General features: G+C 61.1%; 14 protein-coding genes. 10 read left to right on the top strand and 4 right to left on the bottom strand.

The genetic code is table 11. The features are described 5' to 3' along the window. Positions 1–10: 10 nt before the first annotated feature. From paaD to pdxR, 10 genes are all read left to right on the top strand, one after another. A complete protein-coding gene (gene paaD, locus ACTJJ1_RS09625; RefSeq protein WP_421412904.1) occupies positions 11–508 on the top strand; it encodes a 1,2-phenylacetyl-CoA epoxidase subunit PaaD in 498 nt (165 codons plus the stop codon). Positions 509–571: 63 nt separating this feature from the next. After that, the gene (paaE, locus tag ACTJJ1_RS09630) at positions 572–1630 is read left to right on the top strand and encodes a 1,2-phenylacetyl-CoA epoxidase subunit PaaE (protein ID WP_004946331.1); all 1059 of its coding nucleotides are present in this window, start codon (positions 572–574) and stop codon (positions 1628–1630) included. A gap of 9 nt (positions 1631–1639) precedes the next feature. Next, complete coding sequence (gene paaF / locus ACTJJ1_RS09635; protein ID WP_440833323.1) at positions 1640–2413, top strand: 2,3-dehydroadipyl-CoA hydratase PaaF; 774 nt, start codon at positions 1640–1642, stop codon at positions 2411–2413. Between the two features lie 3 nt (positions 2414–2416). Beyond that, positions 2417–3208: a 2-(1,2-epoxy-1,2-dihydrophenyl)acetyl-CoA isomerase PaaG gene (paaG, locus tag ACTJJ1_RS09640; protein WP_440833325.1), complete on the top strand. Its 792-nt coding sequence runs from the start codon at positions 2417–2419 to the stop codon at positions 3206–3208. A gap of 2 nt (positions 3209–3210) precedes the next feature. Continuing rightward, the gene (locus ACTJJ1_RS09645; protein WP_440833327.1) at positions 3211–4731 is read left to right on the top strand and encodes a 3-hydroxyacyl-CoA dehydrogenase; all 1521 of its coding nucleotides are present in this window, start codon (positions 3211–3213) and stop codon (positions 4729–4731) included. After that, positions 4731–5171 (top strand): hydroxyphenylacetyl-CoA thioesterase PaaI, encoded by a 441-nt coding sequence (gene paaI / locus ACTJJ1_RS09650; RefSeq protein WP_073439231.1) that lies wholly within the window; start codon positions 4731–4733, stop codon positions 5169–5171. Before ACTJJ1_RS09645 ends, paaI begins: the two co-directional genes overlap by 1 nt. 126 nt (positions 5172–5297) lie before the next feature. Then, on the top strand, positions 5298–6605 hold the full coding sequence (gene paaK, locus ACTJJ1_RS09655; RefSeq protein ID WP_020439291.1) for a phenylacetate--CoA ligase PaaK: 1308 nt from the start codon (positions 5298–5300) through the stop codon (positions 6603–6605). A 78-nt stretch (positions 6606–6683) separates the two neighbouring features. After that, positions 6684–7628: a phenylacetic acid degradation operon negative regulatory protein PaaX gene (gene paaX / locus ACTJJ1_RS09660; protein ID WP_440833329.1), complete on the top strand. Its 945-nt coding sequence runs from the start codon at positions 6684–6686 to the stop codon at positions 7626–7628. 2 nt (positions 7629–7630) lie between these two features. Then, complete coding sequence (paaY, locus tag ACTJJ1_RS09665; RefSeq protein ID WP_037433106.1) at positions 7631–8227, top strand: phenylacetic acid degradation protein PaaY; 597 nt, start codon at positions 7631–7633, stop codon at positions 8225–8227. A gap of 81 nt (positions 8228–8308) precedes the next feature. Beyond that, the gene (gene pdxR / locus ACTJJ1_RS09670; protein ID WP_440833332.1) at positions 8309–9787 is read left to right on the top strand and encodes a MocR-like pyridoxine biosynthesis transcription factor PdxR; all 1479 of its coding nucleotides are present in this window, start codon (positions 8309–8311) and stop codon (positions 9785–9787) included. Positions 9788–9798: 11 nt separating this feature from the next. On the opposite strand, the gene ACTJJ1_RS09675 is transcribed toward pdxR, so the two are convergent. The 4 genes from ACTJJ1_RS09675 to ACTJJ1_RS09690 form a co-directional block, all read right to left on the bottom strand. After that, positions 9799–10716, bottom strand: coding sequence for a DMT family transporter (locus tag ACTJJ1_RS09675; RefSeq protein WP_020439294.1), 918 nt, complete (start codon positions 10714–10716; stop codon positions 9799–9801). Between the two features lie 94 nt (positions 10717–10810). After that, complete coding sequence (locus ACTJJ1_RS09680) at positions 10811–12211, bottom strand: amino acid permease (RefSeq protein ID WP_440833334.1); 1401 nt, start codon at positions 12209–12211, stop codon at positions 10811–10813. Between the two features lie 18 nt (positions 12212–12229). Further along, entirely contained in the window at positions 12230–13417 is a 1188-nt protein-coding gene (locus tag ACTJJ1_RS09685) for an amino acid aminotransferase (protein WP_440833336.1), read from the bottom strand. A 60-nt stretch (positions 13418–13477) separates the two neighbouring features. Beyond that, positions 13478–13849 carry a RidA family protein gene (locus ACTJJ1_RS09690; RefSeq protein ID WP_062871266.1) on the bottom strand — a complete coding sequence of 124 codons (372 nt, stop codon included), beginning with the start codon at positions 13847–13849 and terminating at the stop codon, positions 13478–13480. Position 13850: the final 1 nt, after the last annotated feature.

The following is a 13850-nucleotide window of genomic DNA, read 5'->3' on the forward strand; positions in this document are numbered from 1 at the left end:
AGAGGCCGCCATGAACATCACCCGGCTGCAGGCCGCCGAGATCCCGCAAATCTGGCACTGTCTGCAACAGATCAGCGATCCGGAACTGCCGGTACTGTCGATCACCGATCTGGGTATGGTGCGCGACGTAGAGCCGGACGGCGCAGGCTGGCGCATTACCTTTACGCCGACCTACTCCGGCTGCCCCGCCACCGAATTTCTGCTCAACGCCATCGAGCAGCGGCTGGCCGAAGCCGGTTTCAGCCCGGTGAAAGTGGCAATCCGCCTCAGCCCGGCCTGGACCACCGACTGGATGAATGCGGCTGCGCGTGCGCGGTTGCGGGACTACGGCGTCGCGCCGCCGCAGGGCCACACCTGCGATAAACCCGAAGCCCACGGCCCGGTGCCCTGCCCGCGCTGCGGCAGCACCCACAGCGAGAAAATCAGCGAATTCGGCTCCACCGCCTGCAAAGCGCTGTATCGCTGCTGCGATTGCCGCGAACCCTTCGACTATTTCAAATGCATATAGGCTGCGTCCTGCAAGAGTTCGCGAGCGCCCCAAATATTACAGGGCACAGCCCAGGAGAACACCATGACGCTCTTCCATCGCCTTAACGTCGCCGCCATCGAGCGCGAAACGCCGGACGCCGTGGCCATTACGCTGCGCGTGCCCGATGAGCTGAAAAGCCATTATCGCTACACCCCCGGCCAGCATCTGACGTTAAAGGCGTGGGTCAACGGCGAAGAGCTGCGCCGCTGCTATTCCATTTGCAGCGCCCCGCAGGAAGGGGTGCTGCAGATCGGCGTCAAAGCGATTCATCAGGGGCGTTTCTCCTCGTTCGTCAATCAAATGCTACAGGTCGGCGACGCGCTGGAGGTGATGGTGCCGCAGGGGCGTTTCGGCTATCAGCCGCAGGCGGAAAACTGCGGCAACTATCTGGCGATTGCCGCCGGTTCCGGCATCACGCCGATGCTGTCGATCATCAAAGCCACGCTGCAGCTGGAAGCCAACAGCCGCTTCACGCTGATCTACGGCAACCGCAGCAGCCGTTCGGTGATGTTCAAAGAGGCCTTGTGTGACCTGAAAAACCGCTATCCGCAGCGCTTTCAGCCGCTGTACCTGTTCAGCCAGGAGAGCCTCGACAGCCCGCTGCTCAGCGGCCGCATCGATCGCGAACGCCTGACGGCTATCGGGGGTGCGCTGCTGGATTACCGCGACTACGACCACGCCTTTATCTGCGGGCCGGAGGCGATGATGGACGACGCGCAAACCGTGCTTGAACAAGCCGGCGTACCGGCTGCCCATATCCACAGCGAACGTTTTAACACCAGCGGCATTGCCGCCCGCCCGCTCAACGACGGCAGCCGCAACGCCACCCAGGTAGAGATCCTGCTCGATGGCCGCCGCTTGAATATCGAGGTTGGCGCACAAGACGACAGCATTCTGGACGCGGCGCTGCGCCAGGGCGCGGACCTGCCCTACGCCTGCAAAGGCGGGGTATGCGCTACCTGTAAATGCCGGCTGAAGGCCGGCCAGGTGGAGATGGCCGTCAACTATAGCCTGGAGCCGGATCAACTGGCTGCCGGCTACGTATTGAGTTGCCAGTCGTGGCCGCGCGGCGACGGCGTGGTGTTGGACTTTGACGTCTAGGAGACGGTAATGGAAACCCCTTTGATCTTGCAACAACAGCAGCAACGCGTGGTCACCCTGACGCTGCATCGCCCGGAGGCGCGTAACGCTCTGAGCACTCCGTGCCTGGAACAGTTGGTGTATCGGCTGGAACAAGCCGATGCCGACGCAGGCGTGGGCGCGGTGGTGATAGCCGGTGCCGCGCGCTTCTTTGCTGCGGGTGCCGATCTGCGGGAGCTGCAACAGCAGGACCTGCCCGCGGCACTGGCGGATCGTCGACCGTTGCTGTGGCAGCGGCTGGCGCAGTTCAGTAAACCGCTGCTGGCGGCGGTAAACGGCTACGCGCTCGGTGCCGGCTGCGAGCTGGCGCTGGCCTGCGACCTCATTATCTGCGGCGAAAGCGCCCGCTTTGGCCTGCCGGAAATCGCCCTTGGCCTGATACCGGGAGCGGGTGGCACCCAGCGTTTAATTCGCTGCGTCGGGAAATCCCTGGCCGGCCAGATGGTGTTGACCGGTGAAACTATCAACGCCACTCGCGCGCTGCAAGCCGGGCTGGTCAGTGAAGTGTGCGTCGACGCGCTGACGCTGGAACGCGCTCAGCAGATCGCCGAGCGCATCAGCTTACAGGCCCCGCTGGCGCTGCGTGCCGCCAAGCAGGCGCTGAAACAGGCGGAAGAAGTCGGCCTCAGCCAGGGGCTGGCCTTCGAGCGCCAGCAGTTTGTCGCGCTGGCCGCCACCGACGATCGCCGTGAAGGCATCGCCGCCTTCTTCGAAAAACGTACGCCAAACTATCAGGGGCGCTGATTTATGGATAACGCATTGATTCTCACCCACCTCGACGCCGGGGTTCTGACCCTGACCCTCAACCGGCCGGACCGGCTGAACAGCTTTAACGACGAGATGCACCACCAGCTCAGCGAGGCGCTGACCCGCGCCGAACGTGACGACCAGGTGCGCTGCTTGCTGATCACCGGGGCAGGACGCGGTTTTTGCGCCGGGCAAGACCTGAACGATCGTAACGTCAGCGTTGAGCAACAGGCGCCGGATCTCGGCCTGTCGGTCGAACGTTTCTATAACCCGCTGATCCGCCGCCTGACCGCCTTGCCCAAGCCTGTGGTGTGCGCCGTCAACGGCGTGGCGGCGGGTGCCGGTGCCGCGTTGGCATTGGCCTGCGATATCGTGATCGCCGCCGACAACGCCAGCTTTATCCAGTCGTTCTGCCGCCTGGGGCTGGTGCCGGACTCCGGAGGCAGCTGGTTCTTGCCGCGTCTGGCGGGCCATGCCCGCGCCATGGGCATGGCGCTGCTCGGCGACAAAGTCAGCGCACAGCAGGCGTTGGAATGGGGCATGATCTGGCAGGTAGTGGCCGCAGGCGAATTGACCGACCACACCCAAACGCTGGCGCGGCATCTGGCTACCCAGCCGACCTACGGGCTGGGGCTGATAAAAAAAGCCCTCTACAGTTCGGCGACCAACAGCCTCGATCAACAGCTTGAGCTGGAGCGGGATCTTCAGCGCCTCGGCGGCCGCAGCGACGATTATCGCGAAGGCGTCAGCGCCTTCTTCGCCAAACGCACACCCAATTTCAGCGGGAAATAACCATGAGCCTGCCGAACTTCAACGGAACCGTGGCGGTGATTGGCGCGGGCACCATGGGCATCGGCATTGCCCAGGTGGCGGCCCATGCCGGGCATCGGGTGAAACTGTTTGATATCGCCGCAACCGCTGCCCAAAACGCGCTGGGTGCCTTAAGCCTGCGATTGCGCCGGCGTGTGGCGGCCGGCAAGGCCGATGCGAAAACCACCGAGGCATTGCTGGCGCGTATCCAGCCGGTGGATACGCTTGAACAACTGGCCGACAGCGCACTGATCATAGAGGCGGTAGCCGAAAAACTGGCGATCAAACAAAGCCTGTTTCGCGAGCTGGAAACCCTGTGTTCACCCGCCACGCTGTTTGCCAGCAACACCTCGTCGCTGTCGATTACCGCCATCGGGGGGGCGCTGCGGCATCCGCAACGCCTGGCCGGACTGCACTTCTTTAACCCGGCACCGCGAATGAAACTGGTGGAGATCGTCAGTGGGCTGGACACCGGCGCCGATACCGTCGCCACCCTGCAAACGCTGGCCCGGCAATGGGGCAAACAGAGCGTGCTGTGCCGTTCTACACCGGGGTTTATCGTCAACCGCGTGGCGCGGCCTTTTTACGCCGAAACCCTGCGCGCGCTGGAAGAACGGGTGGCCGATGTCGCCACGCTCGATGCGGTGATGCGCGATGCCGGCGGTTTCGCCATGGGGCCGCTGCAACTGACCGATCTGATTGGCCAGGATATTAACTATGCCGTCACCGAGTCGGTGTTCCAGGCCTTTTTCCAGGACCCGCGCTTTACGCCGTCGCTGATGCAGCAAGAATTGGTGGCCGCCGGGCGGCTGGGCCGCAAAAGCGGCTGCGGTTTTTATCGTTATGACGGCGAACAAACGTCGTCGACCGCCATCTGCCTGCCCCTCTCGCAGGCGGAGCCGCCACGCAGCGTCCAACTGCACGGCGACGAAGCGGGCGTGGCGTTTTTGGCCGGATTGCTGACGGGAAATGCGGAGGCGATCATACAACCTGGCCAGACCAGCGCCTTTGCCCGGATCGACGAAGTTACATTTATGTTAACCAATGGTAAAACAGCCAGCCAGATTGCCGAGGAAACCGGAACCCCCGTGGTGCTGTTTGATCTGTCCGCCAACTATTCGCAAGCCCCCTGCGTCGCCATCAGCTGCGCAAAGCAAAACGATGCACGGCACAACGACAAGGTAGTGCGCCTGCTGCAATCGTTCGGTAAGCAGGTGATTTTGCTGCCGGACTACCCTGGCCTGTTGGTGATGCGAACCCTCGCCATGCTGAGCAACGAGGCGCTGGACGCGGTAAATAAAGGCGTCGCCAGCGCCGAAGATATCGATAGCGCCCTGCGTTGCGGCGTCAACTACCCGCGCGGCCCGCTGGAATGGGGGGCTGCGCTCGGCTGGCGGCAAATCCTCGCTACGCTGGAAAACCTGTATCGCTACTACGGCGAACCGCGCTATCGGCCAATGCCGTTGCTGCGCCACTACGCTTTCCTCTCTTCAGGAGCCGAATGATGAACGCCAATACACCCCATGCGCTGGCACAGCGCTGCGCCGAACGGATGTTTCAGCAAGATACCTGCGCGCAGGCGATGGGTATGCAGGTAGAAGATGTCGACGCCGGTTTCGCCAGGGTCAGCATGACCGTTGGCCCGCAGATGCTCAACGGTCACCGGACCTGCCACGGCGGCCAGCTGTTCAGCCTGGCCGATACCGCCTTCGCCTATGCCTGCAACAGCCAGGGGTTGGCTGCGGTGGCGTCCGGTTGCAGCATCGATTTTATCCGCCCGGCGCGGGCGGGCGATCGCCTCACCGCCAGCGCCGAGCTGCGTCATCAGGGCAAAACCACCGGGCTGTATGACGTAGAGATAGTCAACCAGCAGGGCAAAACCGTCGCCTGGTTCCGCGGCCGCGCACACCGCCTCGGCTACCCTGTGTTAGGGGAGCAGCCATGAGTCAGGCATTTATTTGCGACGGCGTCCGCACGCCGATGAGCCGCGACGCGCTCTACCCCCAGCGTATCGACGCCGGTCAGGGTATTGCTATGATCATTGAACGGGCATGACACTCCGAGGCTAACTATGACAACCCTTCCACGGCCACTCGACACCATTGAGTTCGCCTCGCGCGATGAAATAGAAACGCTGCAGCTGGAACGCCTGAAATGGACGCTGCATCACGCCTACAACAACGTGCCGATGTATAAACGCAAGTTCGATCAGGCAGGCGTACATCCTGACGACCTCAGGCAACTTAGCGATATAAGCCGCTTCCCCTATACCACCAAGCAGGATCTGCGCGACAACTACCCGTTTGACACCTTCGCCGTTCCGATGGAACAGGTGGTGCGCATTCACGCCTCGTCGGGCACCACCGGGCGACCGACGGTGGTCGGCTATACCCAACGGGATATCGATAACTGGGCCGATATCGTCGCCCGCAGCCTGCGCGCCGCGGGCGCCACCGCCAAAGACAAGGTGCATGTGGCCTACGGCTATGGCCTGTTCACCGGCGGCCTGGGCGCCCATTACGGCGCGGAGCGGCTCGGGGCGACGGTGATCCCGGTGTCCGGCGGGCAAACCGAAAGGCAGGCGCAGTTGATCCTCGACTTCAAACCCGATGTCATCATGGTGACGCCGTCTTATTGCCTGACGCTGATCGACGAACTGGAACGCAAAATGGGCGGCGATGCCCGCAGCTGTTCGCTGCGCCTCGGGGTGTTTGGCGCCGAACCCTGGACCGAGGCATTGCGCCACGAGATTGAGTCCCGTCTGGGCATCAGGGCGCTGGATATTTACGGCCTGTCCGAAGTGATGGGGCCGGGCGTTGCGATGGAGTGCGCCGAAAGCGGCGGCGGTTCGACCATCTGGGAAGACCACTTCCTGCCGGAGATCATCTGCCCGGAGAGCGGCGAAGTCCTGCCGGACGGCCAGCACGGCGAACTGGTGTTCACCACCCTGACCAAAGAGGCGCTGCCGGTGATCCGCTACCGCACCCGCGACCTCACCCGCCTGCTGCCGGGCGATGCGCGCCAGATGCGGCGCATGGGGAAAATCACCGGCCGTTCGGACGACATGCTGATCATTCGCGGCGTCAACGTGTTCCCATCGCAGGTGGAAGAGCAAATTATGCAGTTCGAACAGCTGTCGCCGCACTACCAGTTGCAGGTCAGCCGCAGCGGGCATCTGGATACCCTGGCGGTACGCGTTGAGCTGAAAGAGTCGGCGCTCAGTCTCAGCCACCAGCAGCGCTGCGAGATCTGCCACCAGTTGCGTCACCATATCAAATCGATTATCGGCGTCAGCACCGACGTCAGCATCGCCAACTGCGGCGATATCCCGCGTTCGGAAGGCAAGGCCCAGCGCGTGGTCGATCTGCGACCGCGCTAATTCAGCCGGCGTCACGGATGACGCCTCAATGAATTGTGTTAATGTTGTGTCTCATCGACGGCTAACCCATGGAAAAATATGGAACATAAACTGGATGAGTTTATCCGCCATGCTGTAGACGCCCAGCCGATCAGCGGCACTTCACTGATTATCTCCCTGTATGGCGATGCGCTCAGCCATCGCGGCGGCGAGGTATGGCTCGGCAGTCTGAGCGCGCTGCTGGAGGCGCTGGGTTTCGGCGATCGCTTCGTGCGCACCTCGGTGTTCCGTCTGCAAAAAGAGGGTTGGTTGGCGGTGGAGAAAATAGGCCGACGCAGTTTTTATCGGGTGACCGATCAGGGCATGCGCCAGTTCCGCCATGCCGAGTCGAAAATCTACCTCAGCGAACCACCGGCCTGGGACGGCAAATGGGATTTATTGCTGCTGGAAAGCGCGGAAAAAAGCGAGCGGGCGCGGCTGAAAAAAGAGCTGGGCTGGCTGGGTTTCGGCCAGATCGCCAATAACCTGATGGCGGCGCCCACCCACGCGCAAACCGACGTGACGGCACTGCTCGGCGAGCTTAACGCCAGCGAGCAGGTGATCTATTTCCGCGCCGACTACCCGTACAACCGCTCCGAACCTATCCTGCAACAGTTGGTGGCCACCTGCTGGTCTCTGGCAGACGTGGCGGCCGGTTATCACGAGTTTATCGTCTCCTTCCGCCCGCTGATGCAACTGCTGCGCGAAGCCGACGACGCCCTGCTGACGCCCCAGCGGTGCTTCCAGATTAAGCTATTATTGATCCACTTCTTTCGCCGCGTGGCGCTGAAAGATCCGTTGCTGCCGGATGCCCTGTTACCGGCGCAGTGGGAGGGGCAAATCGCCCGCAATTTGTGCATCAACATTTATCAGCGGGTAGACCGCGCCGCGACCGACTATGTCAGCACGCTGGCGGAAACCACTATCGGTTCCCTGCCCGCCCCGGCAGCCAGTTATTACCGGCGCTTTGGCGGCCTGCCACGCGATACTCTCAAGGAGATTTAACTATGCCCGTGTATCAGATTGACGGCCTGACGCCGGTGGTAGATCCGAGCAGCTATGTGCATCCGACGGCGGTGCTGATTGGCGACGTGATTATCGGCAAGCAGGTCTATATTGGCCCGAACGCCAGCCTGCGCGGCGACTTTGGCCGGCTGGTTATCTGCGACGGCGCCAACATTCAGGACAATTGCGTGATGCACGGCTTTCCGCAGCAAGACACCGTAGTCGAGGAAGACGGCCACATCGGCCACGGCGCAATCCTGCACGGTTGCCGCATCCGCCGTAACGCCATGGTCGGCATGAACGCGGTGATCATGGACGGCGCAGAGATTGGCGAGAACAGCATCGTCGGCGCAATGGCTTTCGTGAAAGCGGCGGCGGTGATTGAGGCCAATAAACTGGTGGTCGGCAGCCCGGCGCGGGTACTGCGCGACCTGACCGAACAGGAGCTGGCGTGGAAAGTGACCGGCACGCGTGAATATCACGATCTGGTGCTGCGCTGCAAATCCACGCTGAACGAGGTCGAACCGCTGGCCGAAGTGGAGCCCGGCCGCCAGCGCCTGAGCTTTGGCGATCACCTGCTCCCCAAAAGCCGACTTTAAGCGGGACGGGCTACCGCATTCCGATCAAAAGTGGTTTACAGTTAATACCCTATATCGCCACTGACTTCTGGACCGGAATCCATGCCAAGAACCGCCAAAACCGTTGAAATCCCCGCCATCGGCGAACTTGACCGAAACGCGGGGCAGCTCAGCCGCCAACTTTCCCAGGCGTTGCGGGCCGCCATTCATAAAGGCGAGTTGAAAGCAGGCGATCTGCTGCCCTCGACGCGGGTGCTGTCGGGCGCCTTGCAGCTCGCCAGAGGAACGGTGCTGGCCGCCTTTGAGCAGCTAACCGCCGAAGGGTTTCTGGAAGCGTTACCCGGTTCGGGTACCCGAGTGGCCCTGTCGCTCAATCGCAAAACCCCGCCACCGGCCAAAAAAACGCAGACCTGCGACATTCCCCTGACCGCCCAGGCGCAGGCGCTGGCACAATTCTCCGCCCAACGGGCGCCCTTGCCACCGGTCCCTTTCACCGTTTCGGTACCGATCAATGATACTGCCCCCGATGACGTCTGGCGCCGGATCGGCAACCGGATCCGCGCCCGGGGGCCTGGCGCCCCATCAGGCTACGGTGATCCTCTTGGCGAGTTGCCGCTGCGCAAAGCGATTTGCGAATACGTGCGAAAATCACGTTCGGTGCTCTGTACGCCAGAACAGGTGATCATCACCTCAGGCACCCAGCAAGGGCTTTATCTCGCCACGCAAATCCTGCTGGAGGCCGGCGACGCCGCCTGGGTTGAGAACCCCGCCTATCGCGGTATCACCGCTATCTTTGACAGTTTGCTCAGGGACCGGCACATGGCGCGGGTGCCGGTCGATGACCAAGGCATCGACGTGGCGGCGGGCCGAAGAATAGCGCCACGGGCCAGGGCCGCTTTTGTCACCCCGTCTCACCAGTATCCGCTGTGCATGCCGATGAGCATGTCGCGCCGGCTTGAGCTGCTGGCCTGGGCGAAAGAGCAAAAAGCCTGGATTGTCGAAGACGATTACGACAGTGAAATGCGCTACGCCGGTCACCCTTTTCCCTCTCTGCAAGGGTTGGATCCCGCCAGAGTCGTCTACCTCGGCACCTTCAGCAAGATCCTGTTCCCGTCATTGCGGCTGGGTTACGCCATCGTCCCGGAACCGCTGCTGGCCGCCTTCTGCGGTGCGCGTGTGCTGATGGACCGCCACCCACCCACCGCCGACCAGCACGTACTGGCCAGCTTTATGGCGCAAGGGCATCTGGATCGTCATATCCGCAGAATGCGCGGCGTCTATGCGGAAAAGCGGCGCGTGCTGACCGACGCCGTCAACGCACATATTTCGCCGCATCTGGCTACCTTGCTCCCCAGTGACCAGGGGATGCACCGGGTATTGTGGTTGAAAGCGGGACTGGATGACCGGCAAGTGACCGCCGGCGCCGCCGAGGCCGGAGTGGCGGTCAGTGCGCTGTCGCCAATGTACGCCCCCGGTCACGGAAAAAGCGGGTTGATCCTGGGGCTGGGAGGTTACGACGACGAGGCTATTCACCGCGCCGCCCAAAAACTGAATCAGGTCATCTTGTCGCTGATAGGCTGACACCGCCGGATTTAACGCGAAAAACGCTTGGCGCCGAACACGCAAACCACGACGCCGGCCATCACCGCGATCATCGAAGGCTGGACGGTTTCATGCAGCACCAGCCCCGCCAGCGCCAGGCCAAAGAAGGGTTGCAGCAATTGCAGTTGCCCCACCGCGGCAATACCGCCCTGCGCCAGGCCGCGATACCAGAAAATAAAACCTATCCACATGCTGAACAGCGAAATATAACCCAGCGCGAACCAGGCCCCGGCGCTCACCCCTGTCCAGGCTGCGGGTGCCGTCCAGGCCGCGACCGCCGCCGCCAGCGGCAACGCGATCACCAGCGCCCAGGAGATCACCTGCCAGCCGCCAAGCCGGCGCGACAGCACCGCCCCTTCGGCATAGCCCAATCCGCAAAGCAGCACCGCGACCACCATCAGCGCATCACCAGCCCAGGAACCGCCAGAACCCTGGCTCAGTGCGAAAGCGCCAACCAGCAGGCCGCCTACCAGCGAAAAGCCCCAGAAGGCCGCCCTCGGGCGCTCCCCGCCGCGCAAAACGCCGAAGCAGGCCGTCGCCAGCGGCAGCAGGCCGATGTAAACCATTGAATGCGCCGAGGTGGTGTGTTGCAAGGCTAATGCCGTCAGCAGCGGAAAACCGATCACCACCCCGACGGCGACAAAAATCAGCGGCGCAATATCAGCGCGCCGAGGCCAACGCTGGCGCATCAACAACAGCGCGCTCAGGGCCAGCAGCGCGGCAATCGTAGCCCTCATCGCCGTCAGGAATACCGGATCAAACTCCAGCACCGCCACCCGGGTGGCAGGCAAGGAGCCGCTGAAAATCAACATCCCCAAAAAACCGTTGACCCAACCCTGCGCCGAACGCGTGGCGCCAGCATGCACTCCACCAACCTTAACCCCGGTTTTTGCTGTCTGACTTGTCATTCCAATAAGGCTCCACACGCTTCAAAGAGGGGTCATTCTCCGGATAAAGTGGTTTATTGCCAGAGCCACATAGACACATTTTCAGCAGACCGGTTTACTCCGCGCCCGTCGTTTCCACCCGGCCCGGCACGGGCTGGTGACGGCTATAGAAGAAATAGACCGCCGCCAGCAGCAGGGTGAACGGAATGCCAAACCACAGCGTCATTTTGAAAAACTCGGTGAACGCCGTCGAGATCAGCAACGCGGCCATCAACCCGGCCCCTGCCAGCGTAGTGTACGGGAAGCCCCACATGCGGAATTTCAGGTGGGTTTTGCGGTGCTGACGGCGGAAAAACAGATGAGTGACAAAGATCATCAACCAGGTGAAGCAGGCGCCATACACCGAGATCGACATCATGGCGGCGAACGATTTTTCCGGATAAACCAGGCTCAGCACGATCGACACCACAATGCCGATACAGGACATTGCCAGCGCGCTCACCGGTATGCCACGTTGGCTGACGCGGCCCAGCGCAGCGGGAGCCTGCCCGGCACGGGAAAGTGAAAACATCATTCGGGTGGTGATGTACAGTTGGCTGTTCATCGCCGACAGCGCGGCCACCAGAACGATGAAGTTGAAAATGCCGGCAGCGGCGGGCAGATGGATCACGTTCATCGCCACCAGGAACGGGCTTTCGCCGGTACCGGACTGCCGCCAGGGTACGATCGCCAGCATCAGCGCAATCGACAGCATGTAAAAGATGAACAGCCGCAAAATGGTACCCTTGAAGGCGGTTTTGACCGCAATCACCGGGTTTTTGGCTTCCCCGGCGGCCACCGCAATCATCTCAATGCTCAGGTAACTGAAAATGGAGACGATCACCGCGAACCACATGCCTTTGACGCCAAACGGGAAGAAGCCGCCGTTGTCGGTAAAGTTTTTAAAGCCAAAGGCCGGGTTGGCGGAAAAGGCCAAGATGCCGATGCCAATGGCGATAAAGGCTGCAATCGCCACCACCTTGATGGTCGACAGCGCATACTCCACCTGGCCGAACGACTTGACGCCAATCACATTGATGGCGATCACCGCCGCAGAAAACAGCAGCACCCAGGGCCAGATTGGCGTGCCGGGGAACCAGAACTGCATGTACATACCGATGGCAGTCACTTCGGTGCCTACCGCCAGCACCACGCAAGACCAATAGGAATAGCGCACCAAAAAACCGAACAGCGGGCTGATATAAAACTCGGCGTAGTCGCAAAAAGAACCGGGCGTCGGGTGTTCGGAGGTCATCTCCGCCAGGCATCCCATCAGCAATAAAGCCACCACGCCGCCGATAAAATAGCTCAGCAACACGCTGGGGCCGGCCATTTGTATGGCGTAGGCGCTGCCGAGAAACAGCCCGGTGCCGATCGCGCCTCCTATCGCCAGCATCGACATCTGTCCGGCGGTGAGCTGCTTTTTCAACCCGCCCTGCCGCCGGGCTATTTCGTCAAAACCTTTCATCTCTTTCATGGCAATGTCCTACCTTGTTCACACAGCGCGGGTGACGTCCAGAATGGCGGCAGTAACGTAATCGACATTATTTTGGTTCAGGCCAGGCAGGCACATGCGGCCGGGCGCGACCAGATAAATGGCATACTCTTGCCGCAGCCGGGCAAGTTGCTGTTGGTTCAGCCCGGTATAGCTGAACATGCCTTTCTGATCGCGGATGCGACGGTGATCCAGCCGTGAACCGCCCTGCTCCAGCCCTGCGGCCAGAATTTGGCGCATCTGCTTAATGCGCTGGCGCATACCGGCCAGTTCACTCTCCCACTGATGCCGCAGCGCCGCGTCCGCCAACAGGGTCTCCACAATCCGGCTGCCGTGGGTCGGCGGGCAAGAGTAGCTGCGACGGATCAGCGTTTTCAGAGCGCCCTTCACGTTCACCGCGCTTTGCGGGCTGCCACAGCGCACCGACAAGCCCCCCAGCCGCTGGCCGTACAGCGCGACATTTTTAGAAAACGAGTTGGCGACCAAAAATTCCAGATCGGTTTTCAGCGCCTCATGCAACGCAAAACCATCTTCTGCCAGGGCGTCGCCAAACCCCTGATAAGCGATATCGAAGAACGGCAGCAACCGGCGGCGTTGCAGTACTTCGATCGTGGCGCGCCACTGCGCCTGAGTGAGATCGGTGCCGGTCGGGTTGTGGCAACAAGGGTGCAGCAGCACCACGCTGCCTTCCGGCAGGCTGGCGAGCGTATCGAGCATGGCGTCAAAACGCAGGCCGCCGTTGGCCTCATCAAAGTACGGATAGGTGTGAACCTTCAGCCCGGCCCCCTCGAAGATGGCCCAATGGTTGGCCCAGGTCGGGTCAGACACCCAGATATCGCGGCGGGACAAATAGTGGTGGATAAAGTCCGCCGCCAGCTTCAAGGCACCGGAGCCGCCGAGGGTCTGTACCGTGGCGATGGCGGAGGTATCCTGTTCGCCAAACAGCAAACTTTGCACCTGTTGGGTAAACAGCGGCGAACCTTCTATCGGCGGGTAACCGTGGGGAGTGCGCTGTTCAAGCAAGCGCCGCTCGGCCACTTCAACCGCCTGCATCAACGGGATCCTGCCCTGCTGATCATAATAAAGACCAATACCCAGATTCACTTTCTGCGTATTTTCATCCTGTAAATAAGCTTCCATCAACGACATAATAGGATCGGGCGCAGACGCGCCGATATGATTAAACATAGCGATTCCTTAATTCATTATTTAATGAATTTACTGGTGAAGGTGATAATTAAATGCGACTCAGGCCGTGGCGCTGACGGTTATTTCTATTTTCATTCCCGGCACTACCAATTTATCGACAATCACGGTTGAGCGATTGGGGTAAGGATAATTAAAGTATTTCTTATAAATCTCATCGAGCAATTTAACGTCATTCACATCGGTGAGATAAACAATCACCTGCAATACGTTATCGCTGTGGCTATTGGCCGCTTTCAACGTTTGCGCCAGATTATCGAACGTCAGGGTAATCTGGCTTTCCGGCGCACCGGTTTCAATACTGCCGTCTGGCCTGACCGGGCCGTGGGCAGTGAACAACATGCCCCCGCCTTTGGTGGCCCAGGAAAAGGGTTGCCCAATCTCCGGCAGGCCGGTATCAACGATGCTGCGCATG

Origin of the sequence: Serratia sp. 22264, assembly GCF_052045345.1 — a bacterium.
In the GTDB taxonomy this organism is placed as follows: domain Bacteria; phylum Pseudomonadota; class Gammaproteobacteria; order Enterobacterales; family Enterobacteriaceae; genus Serratia; species Serratia plymuthica.

What these genes read in the sequence shown, in the direction of transcription:
- paaE (WP_004946331.1), top strand. Translation starts at nt 572, where the DNA reads ATGACGCTCTTCCATCGCCTTAACGTCGCCGCCATCGAGCGCGAAACG.
- paaI (WP_073439231.1), top strand. Translation starts at nt 4,731, where the DNA reads ATGAACGCCAATACACCCCATGCGCTGGCACAGCGCTGCGCCGAACGG.
- ACTJJ1_RS09645 (WP_440833327.1), top strand. Translation starts at nt 3,211, where the DNA reads ATGAGCCTGCCGAACTTCAACGGAACCGTGGCGGTGATTGGCGCGGGC.
- ACTJJ1_RS09680 (WP_440833334.1), bottom strand. Translation starts at nt 12,211, where the DNA reads ATGAAAGAGATGAAAGGTTTTGACGAAATAGCCCGGCGGCAGGGCGGG.
- paaG (WP_440833325.1), top strand. Translation starts at nt 2,417, where the DNA reads ATGGATAACGCATTGATTCTCACCCACCTCGACGCCGGGGTTCTGACC.
- paaX (WP_440833329.1), top strand. Translation starts at nt 6,684, where the DNA reads ATGGAACATAAACTGGATGAGTTTATCCGCCATGCTGTAGACGCCCAG.
- paaD (WP_421412904.1), top strand. Translation starts at nt 11, where the DNA reads ATGAACATCACCCGGCTGCAGGCCGCCGAGATCCCGCAAATCTGGCAC.
- pdxR (WP_440833332.1), top strand. Translation starts at nt 8,309, where the DNA reads ATGCCAAGAACCGCCAAAACCGTTGAAATCCCCGCCATCGGCGAACTT.
- ACTJJ1_RS09690 (WP_062871266.1), bottom strand. Translation starts at nt 13,849, where the DNA reads ATGCGCAGCATCGTTGATACCGGCCTGCCGGAGATTGGGCAACCCTTT.
- ACTJJ1_RS09685 (WP_440833336.1), bottom strand. Translation starts at nt 13,417, where the DNA reads ATGTTTAATCATATCGGCGCGTCTGCGCCCGATCCTATTATGTCGTTG.
- paaK (WP_020439291.1), top strand. Translation starts at nt 5,298, where the DNA reads ATGACAACCCTTCCACGGCCACTCGACACCATTGAGTTCGCCTCGCGC.
- paaY (WP_037433106.1), top strand. Translation starts at nt 7,631, where the DNA reads ATGCCCGTGTATCAGATTGACGGCCTGACGCCGGTGGTAGATCCGAGC.
- paaF (WP_440833323.1), top strand. Translation starts at nt 1,640, where the DNA reads ATGGAAACCCCTTTGATCTTGCAACAACAGCAGCAACGCGTGGTCACC.
- ACTJJ1_RS09675 (WP_020439294.1), bottom strand. Translation starts at nt 10,716, where the DNA reads ATGACAAGTCAGACAGCAAAAACCGGGGTTAAGGTTGGTGGAGTGCAT.